The organism is uncultured Marinobacter sp., assembly GCF_947259545.1.
In the GTDB taxonomy this organism is placed as follows: domain Bacteria; phylum Pseudomonadota; class Gammaproteobacteria; order Pseudomonadales; family Oleiphilaceae; genus Marinobacter.
Genome location: NZ_CAMYMK010000002.1, coordinates 356,623 through 377,387, shown reverse-complemented (window position 1 = coordinate 377,387; position 20,765 = coordinate 356,623). Strand labels below are relative to the sequence as shown.

Below are 20,765 nucleotides of genomic sequence, written 5' to 3'. Positions count from 1 at the left end.
TCATGAAACTGAATTCAGGCTGAAAAGTGAGCTCTCAGCGAGGTTATATCAATCGATCTTGACCTGGGTCATGGGAGCAAGCTCAACTGCGGCTCGCGATCGGCTTCTAACGTTCAGAAAAACCACTGCACCTCCATCAACCCTAACGGTTCGAGTTTTCCGTACTCACTGTCATCGTCACCCCCAAACCATTGGGCTCCGGCGGTGAAATAGATCTCATGATCAAGTGGCAGTACCCATGTGGATCTCGGGTAAAGCACCCAGCTGGCATCATCGACATTCCGGATGGTCACCACCCGGTACTGCCAGAATGGATTGATATCCTGCCATACCAATAGCCCGGCATAATGGCGGCCGGCATACAGGGGCTGTGCGGACACCAGGCTGGCCAGATGTATCGCTCCCGGCGACACGGGCTGACCGTTATAGAAATATTCAACAGCCAGATTGAGCCCGCTGCGAAATGCCCAGTTCAGATCCGCCACCCCCTGCCAGTAGCTGTCCCTGGTATCTGGCTCACTCCAGACAAGTTCAGCGCGCCAACCGGTGCCAAGCACTGAACCGCTGCCGCTGAGCCCCGCTTTGGTGACGTCGGCGAACTCGCCCATCATCACACCGGCATCGACTCCGGCGAAAAAACGCTTGGCTCGTGCCGCCGTGCTGGCGCTCTCATCACTGTGTTGCGGGGCATGAACGGCGCTGATTCGGCCCGTCGCGCCCCAGGATCTGTCCCATAACAGCGCGTCCACGCCAATCCTTTCATCGGGCTCCAGTTGGAGTGGGCTGACAGGATTGAGGATATCCATGGGATTCCAGATCAGGGCCGTGGACCAATTCACCTGCTGGCGGCCAAATCGGAAATCACCGACCGGAGAGCGCCACTGTATCGTGCCGCGGTAAAGTTGATGGCGGGCCAATACATCCCCCGATTCATGCACCTCCCCCTGAAGATCCCAGTAGCGCGGATCGGGAGAATCCCTGAGCAGGCCAAACTCCGGGCTGTCCAGGAAACTGCCTGTCACCAGTTCAAGGTCGTAGGCCGCATCCAGAACCCAGTCCTGATATCGATAGCGAGGTTCCAGACGCAGGCGGGTAAGGTTTGAGAAGTAACGATTGTCGTCAATCAACGAACGCGAGCCGACACTGAGATTCTTGAGCGATCCCGAATGGCTGAAGTCTGCCTCGGCATTTGAAGCCAGCATTAGCCAGGCCATCGCTACCAGCATCAGTGGCGTATGCTTAACCATGTCGGATTGCCTCCACCGGATCCAGTCGTGAGGCCCGCCACGCCGGGTAAAGCGCCACCAGCACCGAACACATGAACAACAGCAGGCTGGGCAGCCAGACGTGATCGAAAATCAGCACCGGATAGATACGATCAGTAATACCGGGGATGGCTTCCAGAGCGCCGCTGATCGACGACAGATCAATGCCGGTAGTGCCAAGCCAGTAGACAAGCAGGCCGCCAACCACCGTTCCTGCCAGCATTCCCAGTATTGCGAGAAAGAACGCTTCAAACAGAATCGTCAGTTGCAGCTGCCCCCCTCTGGTGCCCAACGCCAGCATTACGCCCAGCTCCGGGGTACGCTCCATCACCGACATCACCATGGTGTTCATGACACCTATGGCGACCACAACAAAGACCACTGACAGGATGAGATAGAAATCCACCTGACTCATTTCCACCATCTGCACAACCACCGGGAGCAAGGTCTCCCAGTCCTGGGCCACCAGTCCGTTGTTAGCCAGCGACTCGTTCAAGGTCCTTGCCAGGCCGGCACTCTCTGCACGGTTAGACAGCCTCAGTACGATCCGCGAGACTTCGTCTCCCTGTAGGCCACCCAGGTTTCGGGCAGCGTTGATATCGATGAACGCGTACTCTGTGTCGAAAAGATCACTACCTGTGCGATAGATACCACGAATAGCCTGGGCACTGGAGGCAAGATCTCCGCCAGCCTGTTGAACCGTGATGACCAGCTTGTCCCCCAGCCGGGCATTCAGCTCCTCGGCCAGTTTTTGACCAATCACAATCCCGCTCTCCCCGGACTGAACGTAGGCGCCCTGCACCATATACCCGGAAAGTTCCGTAACCGCCCTCTCCTGTTCCGCCGCAATGCCCACCAGTTCCACCGGCAGGCTTTTCCCGGGGTTGGCCACCATGGCACGCAGCGCCACCCGCGGTGCGGCAGCCTCAACCTCAGGGCGCTCCTGCAACTGCCGCTGCAGTGCCTGACTGTCGGCAATACGTAAAGCTGGCGACAGGTCCACGTCGTGCCCCGCTTCCATCACCTGCACATGCCCGCTGAGCTGCTGTGTCGAGTTGTGGATCATCTGCTCGAAGAAACCATCAGCAAAGGCGTACAGGAACAGATAGGCGGCCAGTCCGAACGCGGTGGCCGAGGCGGTAATCACCGACCGTCGCGGATTGCGGAATACCGAGCGCAGTGCCATTTGCGCGAATATCAGCAACCGGTGATCAGACGTCACTTCCCAGTGGATCCGGCGGATACGGTTGATCATAGTGCGCCGTGCGCCCATCGCCTCCAGCGGGCTGTTGCGACTGGCTTTCCAGGCCGGGATGGCCGCTGCCAACAGAGCCACCGATATGACCACGATGCCAATCACCACCAGGCGCTGGAATTCAATGGTGGGATAGACGATGCCACTCAGCCCCGGCATGGTGTCCATGGCCTTGATATAGGCGCTGAAGTCCAGCCCATGGGTACCGAAGTAGCCCGTCAGCGACAACCCCAGCACCAGACCCAACAGGTAGCCCAGGCCGGCCAGGATCGCTGTCTCCAGAAGCACCAGCCAGACAATACGGCTGCTGGGGGTACCCAGCGCCATCATCACACCGAATTCCCGGCCACGTTCCAGCACCGACATCAGAATGGTGTTGACGATGCCGGCCGCCACCACCACAAACACCACGAAGATCACGATGTAGGCGACAGCATCATGAAAGGCGACCATTTGTACCAGCGATGGCATCAGTGCTGGCCAGCCCAGGACTTCCAAGGTGCGGCCCTGCAACTGATTCCGCAGCCCCCCAACCACCGCTTCAAGCTGATCGGATTCCTCTACGCGGGCCGCAATCTCGGTAAACCGTCCCTGGAAGGCATAGAGTGCCTGGGCGGACGCCAGGGGTATCTGGGCCACGAAGCCATCAATTCGCTTGATGCCGGTTTCAAAAACACCCACCACCTCGAATCGATCCGCACCAATGGAGCCGTCCGCCGCCTGGACCATCAGCACCAGCTCGTCTCCCGGTGAGGTACTCAGGGCACTGGCGGCGTCCACCCCCATAATGATCTCATTGCCCCCCTCCAGATAGCGGCCGAGCACAATTGACCGATCAAGCCGGGTAACCGTCGGCTCGATTTCGCTGTCGACCCCCATCACCTGCAACGCCCGTGACTGGTCGCCATGGCTGGCCAGCGCGTTGCCTGTCACCCTGGGTGTGGTCGCCGCGACTCCGGATACGGCTGACACCTCTTGGGCAAGGTTCCAGCGTTCGGCCAGCGCAATGTTCATCTCCCGGTCGTCGTGAAACCCGCGCTGATGCACTTTCAGGTCGCCGGTCACATAACCGGTCATATTGTTGATCATCTGGGCATTGATGCCATCGATAAACGCCCAGAGAAACACCAACCCACCGACACCGACAGCCACCGACAACAGCGTAATGCCGGTACGCCGACGATTGACCCGAAGATTGCCAAACGCCAGTCGCAGCCAGGCAATCACGGCCGGCGCTCCTCACGCTCAACGCCACCATCCCGGAGATGGATTACCCGGCGCGCCCGCTCCATCACCATCGGATCGTGGGTGGAAAACACAAAGGTAATCCCGTGCTCGGCGTTCAGCCCCCGCATCAGGTCCAGCAGGGCCGCGCCGGTTGCGGAGTCAAGATTGGCGGTTGGCTCGTCGGCCAGGACAATGGCGGGTTTACTGACGGTGGCCCTGGCCACCGCCACACGTTGCTGCTGGCCGCCGGAGAGTTCGTGGGGCAGACGTTGTTCCATTCCCTGCAGCCCAACCTCCGCAAGAATTCGCTGTGCTTCGGCTCGTCGTTCCCGAAACGGAACACCGCGAAGCATGAGCACATACTCGACATTCTCCTGGGCCGACAGCACGCCGATGAGGTTGTACTCCTGGAATACAAAGCCAATTTTCCACAACCGAAGAATGGTGCGCTTCTTGCGGCTCAGCCCGGTGATTTCCTCACCCGCCACCTGAATACGCCCCGTATCCGGTTCGTCCAGAGCCCCGATCTGGTTCAGCAGGGTGGTCTTGCCCGAACCCGAAGGCCCCACCAGTGTTGTGAACTCACCGGGTTCAATCGCCACCGATACGTCGTTCAGGGCTTTGACCGCGATGGAATCCTGCCGGTAAATCCTCGATACATTCTGCACATTGACGATGCTCATAGCGGGAACTCATTCCGGGTTGCGCAGACGGCGCAGTGAGAAAAGGGCCTCGTCCAGGGGAAGATCGAATTCGATGGATTCAATTCGGATGACCGTGCGGGATTCGGGATTGTCCGCGTCAACCATGGTCCAAAGCGTGGGTATCCGGCGCCCGTCCATGGTCTTGATCTGGTCATAGGTCAGCCGTTTGACGAGCTGATCCCGCTCCCCATAGTAAGCCACAGACACGGGAATCGCGTCCGAGCGAACCTCGAATTCAAGCCGGCTCCAGACAACCGGCGCGTCGGGCCGAGGTGTCGAGACCACGCGGTACACAGGTACCTGTCCAGAATCATCAACCTCGGCCAGCTCATGGGTATAGTCGTCCACGAACGAGCTTTCCTTGACCAGATCATCATTACTGAAGTTAGACCCCATCCACGGCTGCAGCATCATCGACGGCGGAATCTTGATAGTGCGATCCACTTTCGGAAGGTAGTTCCACATGGCATCGCCGATTCTTAGCGAGCCCACGCCCGCCTCCTTTTTCGGCGAGTGAATGCGGATTAACGTGTGATCGGGCCGGTCCATCCAGGCTTCCAGCTGCAGCTCACGGGTCCAGTACTCGCTCTCGATACGCATCACGTACCGGCCGTGGTTACTGTCTGACCAGAGGGTCTGCTCCATGCCTTCGATCAAGGAAACAGCCGAGGGAGTATTCGCAAGTACTTGACCCGATATCGCAAATAGAAGAAGTACAGTGCTTATCCAGAGTTTCATTGGTCATGTCCTTTCTCAGTTATCTTCGCGCCGGACGCCCCAATCCCCGTTAGTTACCGGCTCTCAATCGATATCTGATGACCTATCCCATCCAGTGAAACCTCATCAACAATGGCGAGTGATACCGGATCGAGCACCCAGAGCTTGGCCTCGCCCCGACTGGTGACCAGTATGCTGCCATCGACAGGGGACACTGCCAGGTGATAGGGAGCGGGGGCCAGCTGTACACTTTTGCTGGCGTTTCGGTTGAGCTCTATGCGAATGACCCTTTCATCGCCCTGGCTGGTCGCAAAAAGAACCTGGCCGTCGGCACTCAACCCCAGACCATGAGGATTCGCCCCAACTTCATAACGTGCAGTGACAGCACCTTCGGAAAGCTTGAGAGCCACCACTTCACCGGAGGAAACGTCATTGATATAAAGAAGATCGTCGTCGGGAGCGAGCGCCATGTGCTCTGGCCCGCCGCCTATGAGCACATTACGCTCCACGAACCAGTTTCTGGTATCCACCTCACTGATTGTGCCGTTGCCGGTGTTACTGACGAATAACGTCTGGCCGTCGGCAGCCATCGTAATGTAATTGGGGGAGGGGCCTGTGGCGATTACTTCAACGACTTTTCCCGAATGCAGATCAACAACACTGATACCCCCGCCCAACGGGTGCGTGGAAACGGCGTAACGGCCTTCCTGCGTTACCAGGACATGATGCACTGGCCCCGGCACTTCAAAAACGCTGACAATTTCGTGGCTGCGGGTATCTACCACATAGATTCGCCCCGTACTCGGCTGCTTTGGAGCCGCGCCGTCCTGTGCTCCATGGTGGGAGGCATGTTCATCTTGCGTGACGCTCTCCGGGCGAACGGGCGATTCCTCATTGTCGTGGGCGGTTAAGCTACCCACAATGAGATGGCGACCATCCGGCGTCAGTGCGGAACCATGGGTATTAACCGTGCCCGGGATCGTCGACGTCAAACGGCGACTTTCCAGATCCAGAACACCTACGGAATCCGCCGTCCCCATGGGGATGAAGGCGCGGCTGCCGCCGCCCCACACGGCTAATGACAGACTCATCAAAAACACTGCGGTAAGACCTGCAAACCACTGCTTGCGCGACTGGCATTTCATAAGGTCACCTTGCGATCAGAACGACAGAGAATGTTTATTTATCGCCGGATTAGCGATGCTTGCATGCTTGCGAACAAGAAAATGCCTCACTCTGAGCTGAACATGCCTAGCTGAAACAGAGCTGAAAACCATCCCGAATGGTTTATCTATTTGACGTGGATCAACGTGGAAAAGAGAAACCCGGCAATAAGACCAGGACTTGAATTGCCCCTGACTGGCCGAGAGGCACGACTTCACAGTCGTCCCGCATGAAGGTGACGGGTTCCTAGTGCGTATCAATGCCGATCAGGAAGGCTTTTAGGTGATTGGCAGAATCCATAATCCCTGTCTACGTACCACCGGATACTGCCTCAGGTATCAACACCCTTTAGAGATCTTCCATTCGCCCAATCTGATGGGCCAGACGCATGGATTCGTTTTGCTCCATGGTTAAGAGTGACTCTAACAACTCTTTTGCTTCGGGAATCACTGCTACACCGATCAATGTCTTATAGAGATCGACAATCTGATCATGAAAGTCGAAGACCTCATGGCAGATGCCTTCAAAGTCGAGTTTTTCGTATGGCTTATCGCAGGTTCTGTGGGTTTTGACAGGATTGTGTGAGAGGTAGTCGTAAACCCTGGTGTCCATGGCCTTTGCATCTCCCTGATTCTCGAACTCTGTGACAATCCGGGCCAGCTCAGCTTCGTGGTATGAGAGGTAATCCAGCAGAGCTCTCGCTCTCTCCTCCTCATGGAGAGTGGCGCAATGCCCAAGACACCGCGCAAGATGCTGGTGCAGATCCCGGGTCCAGTCGATCAGTTCACCGAATGTCTTGATCTCCATACTGTCATTTCCTCTTTCCGCGCCCACGGTGTATGAACACCGGCTTCAATAGAGAAGTCTAGTTGTTATTCCCGAGTTTGATCACCCTCAATCTCAGCGCATTCACAATCACGCTGACCGAGGAAAGGGACATGGCGGCCGCCGCGAAAATAGGAGACAGCAGTATGCCGAAAAACGGATACAGGACACCCGCTGCAATGGGAACGCCGGCGGAGTTGTATATAAAGGCAAAAAACAGGTTCTGCCGGATATTGCGCATGGTCCCGAGCGACAACCGCCGTGCTTCCACAATCCCCATCAGATCGCCTCGCAACAACGTAATACCGGCACTTTCGATAGCCACATCGGTACCGGTACCCATAGCCACACCCACATCGGCAGTCGCCAGGGCGGGCGCATCATTCACGCCATCGCCGGCCATGACTACAATACGGCCCTCGTCTTTCAGGCGCTGAACAATCTTGCCCTTGTCTTCCGGCAGGACTTCCGCCTCAACTTCATCAATATGAAGCTTGCGGGCAACCGCCTCGGCCGAGGTACGGTTGTCACCGGTCAGCATCACTACCCGGATGCCATCTTTCTGCAAGGCTGAAATGGCAGCTTCGGTGGTTTCCTTCACCGGGTCGGCGATGGCGAGCAGGCCGGCCACTTTGCCGTCGACGGCTGCAAAAATAACGGTGGCCCCATCCCTTCGGAGCTGGTCAGCCTCAGATTCAAAGTTCGAGGTATCGACGCCTTCGGCTTCCATCAGCAAACGATTGCCAATCAGTACCTGCTGCCCCTCAATCTTGCCAGTCACGCCTTTGCCGTTCGGGGAATCGAAGCCTTCGGCATCCGGCAGCTGCAAGTCCATCGCTATGGCTTTGTCGAGAATGGCGTGGGCCAGCGGATGCTCACTGCCCTTCTCCAGGCCGCCGGCAAACCGCATCAGTTCCTCCTCACTGAATCCCTCGGAGGTAACCAGCTTTGTGACCTGAGGCTTGCCTTCGGTCAGTGTGCCGGTTTTGTCCACCACCACGGTATCCACCTTCTCCATGCGCTCCAGGGCTTCCGCATCGCGGATCAGCACACCGCTTTGGGCGCCCCGCCCAACACCGACCATGATGGACATGGGGGTTGCCAGGCCCAGGGCACAGGGGCAGGCGATGATCAACACGCTCACCGCGGCAATCAGGCCAAATGCCATAGGAGGCGTCGGCCCGACGAATGACCAGACAATAAAGGCGATAATGGCGATCACGATCACAGCTGGCACAAAATAACCCGCCACCTTGTCTGCCAGACCCTGAATGGGCGCACGACTGCGCTGGGCACTGGCCACCATCTGCACAATCTGGGACAACATGGTATCCCGGCCAACCTTGTCGGCCCGCATGATGAAGCTGCCCTGCTGGTTGATACTGCCGCCGATCACCTGATCGCCGGACTTCTTGCTGACCGCCAGGGGCTCACCGGTCACCATGGATTCATCCACATTGGAGTTACCTTCAAGTACCTCGCCGTCCAGCGGCACCTTGTCCCCGGGGCGAACCCGCAGGCGATCGCCAACCTTGACCTGGTCCAACGACACATCCGACTCACCTCCCTCATCATCCAGCTTCCGGGCCGTTGCGGGAGCCAGATCCAGCAAGGCTTTGATGGCACCGGAGGTTTTCTCTCGCGCTCGCAGTTCCAGCACCTGCCCCAGCAACACCAGCACCACGATGACCGCTGCCGCCTCGAAATACACCGCAACCGAGCCATCGTCCTGTCGAAAGGCCGTCGGGAAAACCTGAGGCGCCAGAGTCGCCACCAGGCTGTAAACCAACGCCACACCGGTACCAATGGAAATCAGTGTGAACATATTCAGGTTACGACTGACCACGGACTTCCAGCCCCGGACAAAGAACGGCCAGCCACACCAGAGGACGACCGGCGTTGCCAGCACCAGTTGAATCCAGTTGGACATTTGCGGGGCCACAATGTGATCGAGCCCGGTCAGGTGCCCACCCATTTCCAGCACCAGCACCGGCAAGGTCAGAACCAGTCCGATCCAGAATCGGCGGGTCATATCCGTAAGCTCTGCGGAGGGTCCGTCATCCAGGCTCACTTGCTCCGGCTCCAGAGCCATACCGCAGATGGGGCAGTCTCCCGGTCCCGGCTGTCGAATTTCCGGATGCATGGGGCACGTGTACATGGTGCCCGGCGCTACCGGCTCTTGCTGCTTCTGATCTTCACCCAGGTACTTTTCGGGGTCCTCATCGAACCGGGACTGGCAGCGTGACGAACAGAAATACCAGGTTTTACCGCCATGCTGACTTCGATGTTCCGCGGTGTGCGGATCCACCGACATACCGCAAACCGGGTCCTTGACAGTATGCTCGCCGGATTCATCTTGGTGATCGGCATGCTGGTGATGATCATGGTGATGGGCATGTTGGTGCTCAGCCATTGCGGTCTCCAGTTTTGTCTGCCGGCCAATCCGTAAAAGCAATAAAGTAGAGTAGAAAAAGATTAATGACCGGAATCAGTATCAGGAGGCCCATCCAGCCCGGATACCCGGTACGCTGGCATATACGCCAGGCCGGAATGACAACGACGATGGCGATCACCAGCATCCACAGCCAGTGCCCTGCCCACATGGTGTTACCAAACATGTTATTTCCCATCATGGTATGAGTCTCCGTTCCTGGGTATAGCTTTAGTGGTGATGATGTGCCTGGGAATGCACACCCTCGGGAGCCTGAATCCCCCCTGATCTTTTCAGGAAGATTTGCTCCGCGACCGCGATCACAACCATCGTGACGACCGCCACGCCGATGACAAACGGGTCGGTATTAAGCTTGACCCAGACAAAGCCTCCAAGTGCGAGCATATCCAGCACAATGGCGGTCGCCGGCACCCAGGCGTTGGCATTTATGTCCTTGCGCAGATAGCGAAGTACACCCCAGTGAATGGCAATATCCATAATCAGGTAAAACACAATGCCCAACGCGGCAATCCGGGAAAGATCGAAAAATGCAGTAAGAATCAGCCCCAGAACCACAGTGTAGACCAACGTATGCTTCTGGATGCTGCCAGGCATGCCGAAGTGACTGTGCGGAACCAGTTTCATCTCGGTCAGCATCGCCAGCATGCGCGAAACGGCAAAGATGCTGGCCAGAATACCGCCGGCGGTAGCCATCATGGCAATCGCCACCGTAAACCAGACACCATAATCACCCAGTGCCGGGCGCGCGGCCGCGGCAAGGGAGTAGTCCCGGGTCTCGATGATTTCCGCCAGTGACAGATTACTGGCAACGGCAAACCCCACCAGAGTGTAGATCACCACGCAGGCGGCGATGGAAATAACGATGGCGCGACCAACGTTCCGGTGAGGGTCTTTGACCTCGGAACCGCTGTTGGTAATGGTGGTGAAGCCCTTGAAGGCCAGTATCCCCAGCGCAGTTGCGCCCAGGAAATTGCTGACGGTTCCAGCCTCTCCGGGAGTCGAGAAATCGACCGCAAGGCTGTCGGCGATCCAGACACCCACCAGCCCGAAAATCAGTATGCCTCCGATTTTCAGAACCCCGATGAAGGATGCCACGCCCTGAATCAGTCGGTTGCCCAACAGATTGACAAGAAAGGCCGCCAGGATGAGTGACACCCCGAGAATGGGCACCATACGGCCGCTTGGGTCACCACCAAAAAGCTGCATGGTGTAAGAGCCGAACGTGCGGGCCAGGAAACTCTGGGCGATCACCATGGAAAAGTACATCAGCAGTGCATTGAAAGCGGTGGGCAGCCGGTTTCCGTAGGCCTTGTGCAAGTACATGCCGATGCCGCCGGCAGAGGGCCAGGCGTTGGAGATCTTGATGTAGGAGTAGGCGCTGAAGCCAACGATCACCGCGGCAGCGAGAAATGCCAGCGGGAAAAGAACGCCTGTCATCTGCGCCATTTGCCCGGTAAGTGCGAAGATGCCAGCGCCAATCATAACGCCAGTGCCCAGCATGACAGTTCCCGGAAGAGAAAGGCTGCCCTCCTGATAACGAGTCGTTCTGTCCTGCTCTTCCTGCATTCAGCCTCCTGCTATTTCCGCTTCATTGGTGGAATTTTGGAGCAGCAAAACGGCTCATGTTTGGCATTGGCCCGGACGTTGTCCTCTGTGAACCGGTACCATGCAAGTTTTCGGCGAGTCCACCATCCCGCCGTTAGTTTCTGTTCCTCTATAACAGCACCCTTAACTGAACTGCGACTGAAAACGGGCGGGGACTTCGAGGCAGGTTGACGCAAGTCAAATCACAGAGCAAAAACGGGCCCAGGGAGACACCCAGGGCCCGTCAGAACCAGGATCAGAAGGAGATTCTGGCGCCGACCACGGCAAACCAGTCTTCCGTACCTCCGCCTTCCTCTTCAGCGAAGTCGGCGGTATCGCCGTACTTGCGCTCATGGACCACGCCCACATAGGGCGAGAAGGAGCGGTCGATCAGGTCATAGCTCAGCCTGAGGCCGGTTTCAGTAGAAACCAGTCCCTTGCCGACACCAATTTCCCGATCCTCACTGAACGCCACAGTGGCGTCCAGCGTCGCTGCCAGAATCCAATAGTTGGTGAGCAGCAACTCGTACTCGGCATCCAGTTCGGCAGAAGTGTCGCCCTCGTCGCTCACATACAGGTTTGCATCTATCTCGAACCATTGCGGTGCCAGCCCGGCAACGCCAAGGACGGCATAAGTCCGGTCCGGTCCCTCAGGCGTGTCGAATCGAACACCGGCCTTGGCGTCGAAGAACGTGGAGATGGGAACCTGGCCAACCAACTGGTTTTCCAGTTGCTCATAAGCCTGCTCTTCAATGGCGTACTCGCCTTTCGTCAACCACCGGACTTTCAGATCGTCGGTTCCGTAGAAGATATCTGCATTCCAGACTCCAAGCTCTTCATCGTCGTCACTGTACCGGTATTCAAATTCTTCGAACTGGATGCCCCATGACGTCAATGCCTGTTTCCGTTCAGTGGTGTCAGCAATCATTTCCTTAGCCGTCGCAGCCACTGGCAGTATGAGTGCGCCAAGCAGACTGACAGTCACAAAAGATCGGATACGACTCATGCGCCACCTCCCTGTTTGGTCGCCGCCGATGAGTTTGCCTGAGATGACTGAGGACCACCCTCAACAATCACTTTGCGGAACATACCAGCTGCCGCGTGATACGACAGATGGCAATGGAAGGCCCACTGTCCCGGCGCGTCGACTTCGGTTTCCATATAGACAGTCGTGCCGGGCTGCACGTTGACGGTATGCTTGATGGGGTTCCACTCACCCGCGCCAACGTCCAGGATCGACCACATGCCGTGGAGGTGCATTGGATGCGTCATCATGGTTTCGTTAACGAATTTGAACCGGACCCGCTCGCCATAGTTAAGACGGATAGGATCTGCATCTTCATATTTGACGCCATTGATGCTCCAGGTGTAACGCTCCATGTTACCGGTGAGACGGAGCTCAATTTCCCGGGTCGGTTCCCGCTCTTCGTAGAGCGGTTTCTGAGCTTTCAGATCCGCGTAGGAGAGAAACTTGCCACCGTTGGCTGCGACCGGCGTAATACCGCTACCCTTGGCATAGAACGGATCACTTGCCTTACCGTCGCCCCCGGCCATGGCGCCGTGATCCATACCGGCCATGGAAGAATGATCCATGTTTGCCATGCCGGAATGATCCATACCGGCCATCGCCGTCTGGTCCATACCGTCCGACGCCGACATATCACCGTGGTCCATGCCGCCATGATCCATTCCATGCATACCAGACATATCAGCCATGGTTAGCCGGGCGGGCTCACGCATCGGTGGGACCGACGCTTCCATCCCCTCTTCCGGAGCAAGCGTGGCCCTTGCATAGCCTGAACGGCCCATGGACTCGGCAAAAATCGTGTACGCCTGCGCGTCCTTAGGGCGGACGATCACATCGTAGGTCTCCGCAACGCCAATCCGAAACTCGTCGACGTTGACCGGCTGGACGTTATTGCCGTCAGCCTGCACAACTGTCATATCCAATCCTGGAATCCGAACGTCGAAATAGGTCATGGCGGATGAGTTGATGAACCTCAGACGGATGCGCTCACCGGGCTCGAACAAACCAGTCCAGTTCTGCTCGGGGCCCTTGCCGTTGATCATGCCGGTAAAACCCTGCACGTCCTCGACATCCGCCTTCATCATGCGCATGCCGCCCCAGGCCATACGATCCCGGAGTGTATTCATCAGCCCGTTCTGTGAAGCGTCCGAAAAGAACTCACCGACCGTTTGCTGCTGCCGGTTGTAGTAATCAGGCATCATTTTCAGGTTCCGCATGATGCGGTCACCGGAGTGGGGATGTTTATCCGTCAACTGAACCACGTATTCGCGATCGTACCGGAACGGTTCCCGCCCTTCGGGCTCAATGACGATGGCACCAAACGCTCCGTCAGGCTCCTGAAAGCCCGAGTGGCTGTGAAACCAGTAGGTACCGTTCTGGACAACAGGGAACTGGTAGGTAAAGGTCTCTCCCGGCTTGATGCCGGGGAAGCTGATGCCCGGCACACCATCCTGCTCAAAGGGCAGAATCAGGCCGTGCCAGTGGATGGACGTCATTTCGTCCAGGTTATTGGTGACATTGATGGTCACCTCTTCCCCTTCCTTGAACCGCAATACCGGCCCGGGGGACGCACCATTGTAGCCAATGCCTTCCTTGACGAAATCCCCGGTATCAATCTGGACCCGGTCAACGGAAATATCGTACTCACCAGCCAACAACGGCAACGGCATCAGCCCGGCGAGGATGGCAACAAGAAAACCCTTATTCATTGCACAGACTCACTGTCAGATTCCCCTTCGACGCGATCTTTGGCCGCAACCGTTGAATCAATCTTGATGTCACCGTACATACCCGCCTGGTAATGGCCAGGCACGTTGCAGGCAAACTCGAGATCGGTGGCGTTGGTGAATTTCCAGATGATCTCCCTGGACTCCCCCGGCTCCATCAATAAGCTGTTAGGATCATCGTGCTTCATGGAATGGCCGTTTCCCATGTCCATGTTCATCATGTCGTGGTTAATGTGATCGCCTTTAAGCACGCCGTGTTCCACCATCATCTGCATTTCGTCCTGGTGGGCCTCGTGCATATCGGCGGTGCCAATGTTGAACTCGTGCACCAGCCCGCCTTCATTGGTCACCTTGAAACGGATGGTTTCACCAGGCTGCACATGAATCGACTCAGGCTCGTAATAGTTGTCGCGCATGGTCACTTCTACCGTGCGGGACACGTTCCCGGCGTTGCCGGGCTCGCCCATGGCCTTGCCGCCGTGGTGTCCACCAGAGTGACTTCCGGCGGCATGGGCACCTGAAGAAAATGCCAGGACCAGTGCCGGAAGCGCTGCAATCTTGAGTATCGGGTTCATCGTTTTCTCCACGGAATAAAGTGATGTTTCAAATGTGAGCCCTACTTTGCCTTCGCAATCTGAATTCTTGCTGAATTTTCCGATGAACACTTTTTCAGGTTACATTCAGCAAACGGCCCTACACTTCAATCGACTTCAAAATACAGGACTATGCATGCGATTGCTTCTGGTGGAAGACGACCCTCTCATCGCCGAGAGCCTGAACCGACAGCTGACAGCCTCGGGCTTTACCGTCGACGAGGCTGGCACCGCAAAACAGGCAGAGCGTCTTGGGAAACAGGAAGACTACCGGGCCGTTGTGCTGGACCTGGGGCTACCCGATGGCAACGGGCTGGACGTCCTCAAGAGCTGGCGCGCCGACAAACTGACCATGCCGGTACTGATCCTGACTGCCCGGGGTGACTGGCAGGACAAGGTGAATGGCCTTAAGGCCGGTGCGGACGATTATCTGGCCAAGCCATTCCAGACCGAGGAATTGCTGGCAAGATTGAATGCCCTGATTCGTCGCAGCGAAGGCCGGGTGGAAGCGAAGTTGACCGCGGGTGGCTTCGAGCTGGATGAATACCGCCAGTGCCTGCAAACTCCCGACGGCCGGGAGCACTCCCTGACCGGAACCGAGTTCCGTCTGCTGCGTTGCCTGATGAGCCGCCCGGGCCAGCTGTTCTCCAAGGAACAGTTGCTGGAGCAGCTATACAACCTCAACGACAGCCCAAGCGATAACACCATTGAGGCCTATGTCCGCCGGCTGCGAAAGATCACCGGGGCGGAGGCCATCACCACCCGTCGGGGCCAGGGGTACATCTTCAATGCCCTGGATTAACCCCCGGCGTTCCATCCGTAAAAGCCTGCTCACGCTTTTGCTGCCTGCCGCCATTGCTTTAATGATTGCGGCATGGATCGTTCATGGCTTGCTGCTGGAACGCATGGCCCGCGGATTCGTTGAAGACCGTCTGCAGGACGAAGTGTCATTCCTGGAGCACCAGTTGCGGCAGTCCGGCCCGCAGGAAATTCGGGATATCGCCGAGGGCGACTATTTTGAAGAAGTTTTCCACCACGCCTTTGCCCTGCGTACAGGCAACCAGATTCACAGCTCCCCGGCCCAATGGTCGGACGCTCTCGAACCCTTGCTGAGCGAAACAGACACTGGTTTCGTCCGCCAGACCACTCCGGCAACTGATGCGTCCGTCGCCGATTTTCTGGCCTATCGCAAGGCCCTGACCCTGAACGGAGAGCCGGTCGTCATCGTGGTGGCAGAGGATCTGACCAGCCTCCAGCACAGTCAGCAGGAACTGCACCTTTGGACCGGCATCGTGTCCACGATACTTCTGACATTACTGATACTCGCGATATGGCTGGCTATCCGCTGGTCCCTGCGCTCGGTTTCCCGGCTGCAGCACGGCCTGACGGCCCTGCAGACCGGTACCAGCAACCGACTGGATGTGGACGCCCCCGCGGAGTTCCAGCCTCTGATCAGTCAGTTGAACCAGCTACTGGACACCCTGGACCAAAGGCTTACCCGCTCCCGGGATGCCCTGGCCAACCTCTCCCACAGCGTGAAAACACCGGTGTCCGCCATTCGCCAGGTCCTGGAAGATGACACCCGTGCCCTTGACCCGGAAATGCGACAACAGCTGGCCCAACGACTGTCCGACATCGATCGTCAGCTCGAGAGCGAGATGCGCCGCAGCCGGTTCGCCGGCCCCCAGGCGGGCAAGACCGCACAACCGGTCAGCCAGGCCCGCGACCTGCTATGGATGCTGGGCCGACTCTACCCCGACAAAAATTTCGAACTGGATACCGAACTGGGACCGGAAACCCGCTGGCCGGTCGAAGAGCACGACCTGAACGAGATTCTGGGCAATCTACTGGATAATGCGGGCAAGTGGGCCTCACACCAGGTCTCCCTGTACCTGAGTCGGGAAGACAATCAGTTGCTTCTGGAAGTCCGTGACGATGGTCCCGGTGTCGCACCCGAAAAACTCGATACACTCGGTAAGCGGGGCTTGCGACTGGACGAGCAGACACCGGGGCATGGCTTGGGGCTGGCCATCGTAAGGGACATTCTGGCCGGTTATGGTGGCACCCTGCAGTTCACCTCAACGCCGGCACAGGGGCTGGTTGCCCGCGTGAAACTGCCCCGGGCCGGAGAATAGTGGAGCTCCTATTATGAATACCTCGAGACACTTCCCCCAGGCCCGGCAGGCGGGACGGATACGATTACTGGTGATGCTGGGACTCTTTGCAGCCGTCGTGCTGGCAATTGCCTACCAGGCTAACGAGCGACTGGCGACCGTTCCGCGGGTGACAGACCACATCAACTTGCTGAGCCCGGACGAACGTGACCGGATCACGCGCTTCCACGATTACCTGTTGTCCGATCACGATATCGACTACCGGATCCTGATCGCCAGGGGGATTGAGGACATCAATCAGTTTGCCGTGAACTACTTTCGCGATGGCAACATAGGGGCAGCCAGCAACAGCGCGCGCGGCCTTTTATTGGTGATTGATGCCCAGTCCAACCAGGTTCGCCTGGAAGTCAGTTACGCCTTGGAGCCTATCTATACCGACGCATTTGTCTTCTACGTTGAACATAACCAGATGACGGAATTTTTCGCCGCCGACCGGGTTGCAGACGGCATCCTCGCCACCACGGAACTGCTCATCACCCGGGCTAACAACGCGGCTAGCGGCCTGGATCTCGACACTGAGGGCTGGGCAGCCTCTTCCGGCGGGGGTGGTGCGCGGGTGGATGCCAGGATTGGCGAAGGAACAGCCTCCCGACGGAACGATGATGTGGCGCTCAATGATGGCGCATCTCCCCGGGAAGTCCTGGAGCGCTACCGGCGGGCGATGGAAGACCGCAACAACAATCCGCGGCTGTCGATCTATTCACAGCAGACTCGTGAGATGCTCGGCCAGCGGGTAATGACTCCGGCGCAAATGGACAACGTGGCGAAGAGCCTCCGCAACTGCCAGCCGGAAAAACTGTTCAACCAGGACAATCGTGCCGTGCTGCGCTACCCCGTCAATGCCCGCACATGCTCGCCCTATTTTTTCCTGCTGGAAGATGGCGAATGGCGCCTGGATTTCACCGTGATGATCAATGCCATCCGTTTCGGACGCAATAATGAATGGCGCCTGGTGCCGGGGTACTCTGGCCCCTATGGCTTTGCCTTCAGGGATCTGCGGTTTGACCGTAATGGCTACCCTTATCCACAATAACCCCATCATCCACCAAGGTCCGCACCATGAAAATCGGTGAAATCTCCAGGGCAACCGGCATTCCGGTAGAAACCATTCGCTATTACGAGAAGATTGGTTTGGTGCCTGAGCCCGATCGGCAGGCCAGCGGTTACCGGCATTACCGTCAAAGCCACCTCGACCGCCTGCTCTTCATCAGACGTTGCCGCAACCTCGACATGGCCCAGGATGAAATCCGCGAACTCATCCGCCTGGCCGATCAGCCGGACGCCGACTGCAGCGAAGTGGATGCCCTGCTGGCGCGTCACCTTAACCATGTACGCGAGCGTCTGCGGGAGCTGGCCAGCCTGGAGGATACCCTCGAACGGCTCCAGAAAGCCTGTTCGGAAGGCCGAACGGTCAGTGAATGCGGCATTCTCGGTGGCCTGACCTCAGAAGCTGACGGGGAACCGCCAGCCAGCAACCACAACCATATTCCCGGTACTCATCACCACACCCCGGGAACTCGTTGAAGTTTTTTCGCAAGCCATCCGTTGACTCTGTAGTAGCTACAGGGTTTTTAATGAATACATTCTGATAACAGGAGGTATTCATGGCGTGTAATTGCTCTGCTCCCGAACCCAAATCTCCCGCCCCGGGCTTTCGTAAAGCCTTGTGGATTGCCCTGTGGGTCAACCTGGCCATGTTCCTGGTGGAGGGCATTGCCAGCCTGCAGTCCGGTTCCGTGTCCCTGATGGCCGATGCCATCGACTTCTTCGGCGACAGCGCCAACTACGTGCTTTCGCTCTCTGTGCTCTCCATGGGCATGCTCTGGCGTGGCCGCGCCGCCATGGTGAAAGGCATTACCATGACGGTGTTCGGCATCGCCGTACTGGGCCGGGCGATCTGGGTGATGCAAAGCGGCATTACGCCAGAACCCCTGACCATGGGCGCCGTCGGCCTGCTCGCGCTGGTGGCCAACGTGGGCGTTGCCATCATGCTATTCAAGTTCCGGGAAGGCGATTCCGACATGCGCTCGGTATGGCTGTGCAGTCGCAACGATGCCATCGGCAATATGGCGGTGATGGTAGCAGCCCTCGGCGTTTTCGGTACGGGTACCGCCTGGCCGGATCTGGCGGTCGCAGCGGTTATGGGCGGTCTGGCCATTACCTCGGGCATCAGTGTGGTGCGCCACGCCCGCGACGATATCCGAGGAGCGCAGAACGCACCGGCCTCCCGGACATTTACGGCAGAACCAACGCCACCATCACAGGAATAAATGCCAACGCAAACAGCGTACTGAGCAGCGCGGTGCCCGCCGCCTGTCTCGGTGCGGTGTCCAGTAGCGTGGCAATGACCACCGTGTTGGCAGCGATCGGCGTAATGGAAATAAGGAAAATGGCCTGATAGACCGCCAGGTCGTAAACCCCGAAAATGTTGGCGTCCAGCCACCAGAACAACAGCGCGACCACCGGCCAGGTTACAAACTTGCCCAGGAACGCCAGTCCGGTAAACCGAAGATTACCCGCCAGCCCTCGAAAACTCAGGATGCCCATGCCGATAATCATCATTCCAAGGATGCTGTAGGTGCCACGCAGGTTATCAAACAGTGGGACAAACACGTCGGGGATGGAGATTCCGGACAGGTTCAGCGCAACCGCCAGCAGAAACGCGTACACCGACGGCAGCCTCGCTACCCGCACCAGGGCATCTTTAAGGCCATAGCGGCCCCGTGCGGCCAGATAGAAGCCCACTGAATTCTCGAACAGCGTAGTGCCAAGCATGCACACGATATACAGCGCCAGGCCCTCCTGCCCGAACAGCAACAGGGCCACCGGAATGCCAAAGTAACCGGTGTTGCCTGTCCCCACGGACAGCGGCATCAGACTGGCACTGCCGTCGGTAATAAACCGCCTTGCGATCCAGAGATGCCCCACCCCGATGACCGAACACAGACCAAACGTCAGGAACGGCAGCAGGATGACTTCCGCGGACAGCGGTGCGGCCATCACACCGGAAAACACCACCGAGGGGGTGACAATGTAGAGCATGATCCCCGCTATGTGTTTGCCGCTGGCCTCCAGATACCGGCCGGCGACCCACCCGAGCGCAACCGTGACGTAGAGGGGAAGCAGTTTGTAGAAAAGGGCCAGGGCCGCTGCCATGGGAGCTCCGGAGAGTACCTGAAGAATGAGTTCAAGCCGGAAAGTCTATCACTCCCTCTACGCTTTCGGTGTTATTGATTCCGCCTATAATGCTTAATGATTCAAGTCATTTAACATGCGTTTTACTTACTGGAATACTGCAGAATCACTGACCGTAAAAGAGCTTACAGGTAATGAAAATGCAAACCGGCTCACCTCTGTCATCCGCTCCCTGCTATCTGAGCGACAACAACCCGGAGATCATCAAACGGCAGGCGGCCGGAGCCCAGCAGGCGCTGGTCAACAGCCTCAGCCGAATTTTTGGCATACACCTGAGCAACGATCCGACAACGCCGGAGCACCTGTTCCTTAATGACCTGTCTCACCTGTTCCATCAACACAGGGTGGACACGGAACACTCGCTGGAACGGCACGACGCCCCCTGGGAACACGTGTATCTGATCCAGTACGGTATTCTGCGGCTCTTTCGGGAAGCGCCAAGCGGCAAGACCGCTGTGCACCAATTTTTCACCGAAGGAGACATGGTCTGGCCAGTTTTCGGCCGCAGCCGGACAGCCCGTAATACGCTTTGCCTGACCTCCGTAACACCTGCAACCCTGTGGGTAGCAGATTTCACAGCCTTCCGCTCAACCCTGCAAAAACAGGGTGAAGGCGTATGGAATGGCTTTGCCCTGGCGCTGACCGAAGAACTGGCCGAGCTCACCAGTATGCGTGAGTTCCGTAAGCAGACCATGTCAGCCCGGGAACGATACCTGCTGCTACTGGAGGAATACCCGGAACTGGTGAAACGGGTGCCCGACAATCAGCTGGCCTCCTGGCTGGGCGTGGTGCCGGCCACATTTTCCCGGATCAAGAGTGCATTCAAACCGGAACAGAAATAGCCCCCCCGGGGGAA

At 57.7% G+C, this 20,765-nt stretch carries 19 protein-coding genes; 6 read left to right on the top strand and 13 right to left on the bottom strand.

The window, feature by feature from the left end; all coding sequences use genetic code 11:
* Nucleotides 1–113 precede the first annotated feature (113 nt).
* From Q0Y21_RS01905 to Q0Y21_RS01850, 12 genes are all read right to left on the bottom strand, one after another.
* Nucleotides 114–1,247, bottom strand: coding sequence for a hypothetical protein (locus Q0Y21_RS01905; protein WP_297791007.1), 1,134 nt, complete (start codon nucleotides 1,245–1,247; stop codon nucleotides 114–116).
* The gene (locus Q0Y21_RS01900; RefSeq protein ID WP_297791005.1) at nucleotides 1,240–3,747 is read right to left on the bottom strand and encodes an FtsX-like permease family protein; all 2,508 of its coding nucleotides are present in this window, start codon (nucleotides 3,745–3,747) and stop codon (nucleotides 1,240–1,242) included. Before Q0Y21_RS01900 ends, Q0Y21_RS01905 begins: the two co-directional genes overlap by 8 nt.
* The gene (locus Q0Y21_RS01895) at nucleotides 3,744–4,430 is read right to left on the bottom strand and encodes an ABC transporter ATP-binding protein (protein ID WP_297791004.1); all 687 of its coding nucleotides are present in this window, start codon (nucleotides 4,428–4,430) and stop codon (nucleotides 3,744–3,746) included. Before Q0Y21_RS01895 ends, Q0Y21_RS01900 begins: the two co-directional genes overlap by 4 nt.
* A gap of 9 nt (nucleotides 4,431–4,439) precedes the next feature.
* Nucleotides 4,440–5,108, bottom strand: a complete 669-nt coding sequence (locus Q0Y21_RS01890) for an outer membrane lipoprotein-sorting protein (RefSeq protein WP_297791002.1) — start codon at nucleotides 5,106–5,108, stop codon at nucleotides 4,440–4,442.
* Between the two features lie 134 nt (nucleotides 5,109–5,242).
* A complete protein-coding gene (locus tag Q0Y21_RS01885) occupies nucleotides 5,243–6,259 on the bottom strand; it encodes a YncE family protein (protein ID WP_297791000.1) in 1,017 nt (338 codons plus the stop codon).
* Between the two features lie 421 nt (nucleotides 6,260–6,680).
* Complete coding sequence (locus Q0Y21_RS01880; RefSeq protein ID WP_297790999.1) at nucleotides 6,681–7,139, bottom strand: ATPase; 459 nt, start codon at nucleotides 7,137–7,139, stop codon at nucleotides 6,681–6,683.
* Between the two features lie 58 nt (nucleotides 7,140–7,197).
* On the bottom strand, nucleotides 7,198–9,570 hold the full coding sequence (locus tag Q0Y21_RS01875; protein WP_366517645.1) for a heavy metal translocating P-type ATPase: 2,373 nt from the start codon (nucleotides 9,568–9,570) through the stop codon (nucleotides 7,198–7,200).
* A complete protein-coding gene (locus tag Q0Y21_RS01870; RefSeq protein ID WP_297790997.1) occupies nucleotides 9,563–9,790 on the bottom strand; it encodes a hypothetical protein in 228 nt (75 codons plus the stop codon). The genes Q0Y21_RS01875 and Q0Y21_RS01870 overlap by 8 nt, the downstream gene beginning before the upstream one ends.
* 29 nt (nucleotides 9,791–9,819) lie before the next feature.
* Nucleotides 9,820–11,175: an APC family permease gene (locus Q0Y21_RS01865; RefSeq protein ID WP_297790994.1), complete on the bottom strand. Its 1,356-nt coding sequence runs from the start codon at nucleotides 11,173–11,175 to the stop codon at nucleotides 9,820–9,822.
* Between the two features lie 274 nt (nucleotides 11,176–11,449).
* Entirely contained in the window at nucleotides 11,450–12,199 is a 750-nt protein-coding gene (locus Q0Y21_RS01860) for a copper resistance protein B (protein ID WP_297790992.1), read from the bottom strand.
* Nucleotides 12,196–13,929 (bottom strand): copper resistance system multicopper oxidase, encoded by a 1,734-nt coding sequence (locus Q0Y21_RS01855; protein WP_297790990.1) that lies wholly within the window; start codon nucleotides 13,927–13,929, stop codon nucleotides 12,196–12,198. The genes Q0Y21_RS01860 and Q0Y21_RS01855 overlap by 4 nt, the downstream gene beginning before the upstream one ends.
* A complete protein-coding gene (locus tag Q0Y21_RS01850; protein WP_297790988.1) occupies nucleotides 13,926–14,522 on the bottom strand; it encodes a plastocyanin/azurin family copper-binding protein in 597 nt (198 codons plus the stop codon). The genes Q0Y21_RS01855 and Q0Y21_RS01850 overlap by 4 nt, the downstream gene beginning before the upstream one ends.
* 154 nt (nucleotides 14,523–14,676) lie before the next feature.
* Between Q0Y21_RS01850 and Q0Y21_RS01845 the strand changes: the two genes are divergently transcribed.
* The 5 genes from Q0Y21_RS01845 to Q0Y21_RS01825 all read left to right on the top strand — a co-directional run bounded on the left by Q0Y21_RS01845 (nucleotide 14,677) and on the right by Q0Y21_RS01825 (nucleotide 18,984).
* Entirely contained in the window at nucleotides 14,677–15,342 is a 666-nt protein-coding gene (locus Q0Y21_RS01845) for a response regulator transcription factor (RefSeq protein WP_297790986.1), read from the top strand.
* The gene (locus tag Q0Y21_RS01840; RefSeq protein WP_297790984.1) at nucleotides 15,329–16,675 is read left to right on the top strand and encodes a sensor histidine kinase; all 1,347 of its coding nucleotides are present in this window, start codon (nucleotides 15,329–15,331) and stop codon (nucleotides 16,673–16,675) included. The genes Q0Y21_RS01845 and Q0Y21_RS01840 overlap by 14 nt, the downstream gene beginning before the upstream one ends.
* 13 nt (nucleotides 16,676–16,688) lie before the next feature.
* The gene (locus Q0Y21_RS01835; RefSeq protein ID WP_297790982.1) at nucleotides 16,689–17,747 is read left to right on the top strand and encodes a YgcG family protein; all 1,059 of its coding nucleotides are present in this window, start codon (nucleotides 16,689–16,691) and stop codon (nucleotides 17,745–17,747) included.
* A gap of 26 nt (nucleotides 17,748–17,773) precedes the next feature.
* Nucleotides 17,774–18,238: a Cd(II)/Pb(II)-responsive transcriptional regulator gene (cadR, locus tag Q0Y21_RS01830; protein ID WP_297790980.1), complete on the top strand. Its 465-nt coding sequence runs from the start codon at nucleotides 17,774–17,776 to the stop codon at nucleotides 18,236–18,238.
* A gap of 80 nt (nucleotides 18,239–18,318) precedes the next feature.
* Nucleotides 18,319–18,984, top strand: coding sequence for a cation transporter (locus Q0Y21_RS01825; RefSeq protein WP_297790978.1), 666 nt, complete (start codon nucleotides 18,319–18,321; stop codon nucleotides 18,982–18,984).
* On the opposite strand, the gene Q0Y21_RS01820 is transcribed toward Q0Y21_RS01825, so the two are convergent.
* Entirely contained in the window at nucleotides 18,950–19,870 is a 921-nt protein-coding gene (locus Q0Y21_RS01820) for an AEC family transporter (RefSeq protein ID WP_297790976.1), read from the bottom strand. The two genes, Q0Y21_RS01825 and Q0Y21_RS01820, sit on opposite strands and share 35 nt — an antisense overlap.
* Nucleotides 19,871–20,043: 173 nt before the next feature.
* Here Q0Y21_RS01820 and Q0Y21_RS01815 point away from each other — a divergent pair, with 173 nt between their 5' ends.
* Entirely contained in the window at nucleotides 20,044–20,751 is a 708-nt protein-coding gene (locus Q0Y21_RS01815) for a Crp/Fnr family transcriptional regulator (protein WP_297790974.1), read from the top strand.
* The last annotated feature ends 14 nt before the right edge of the window (nucleotides 20,752–20,765 follow it).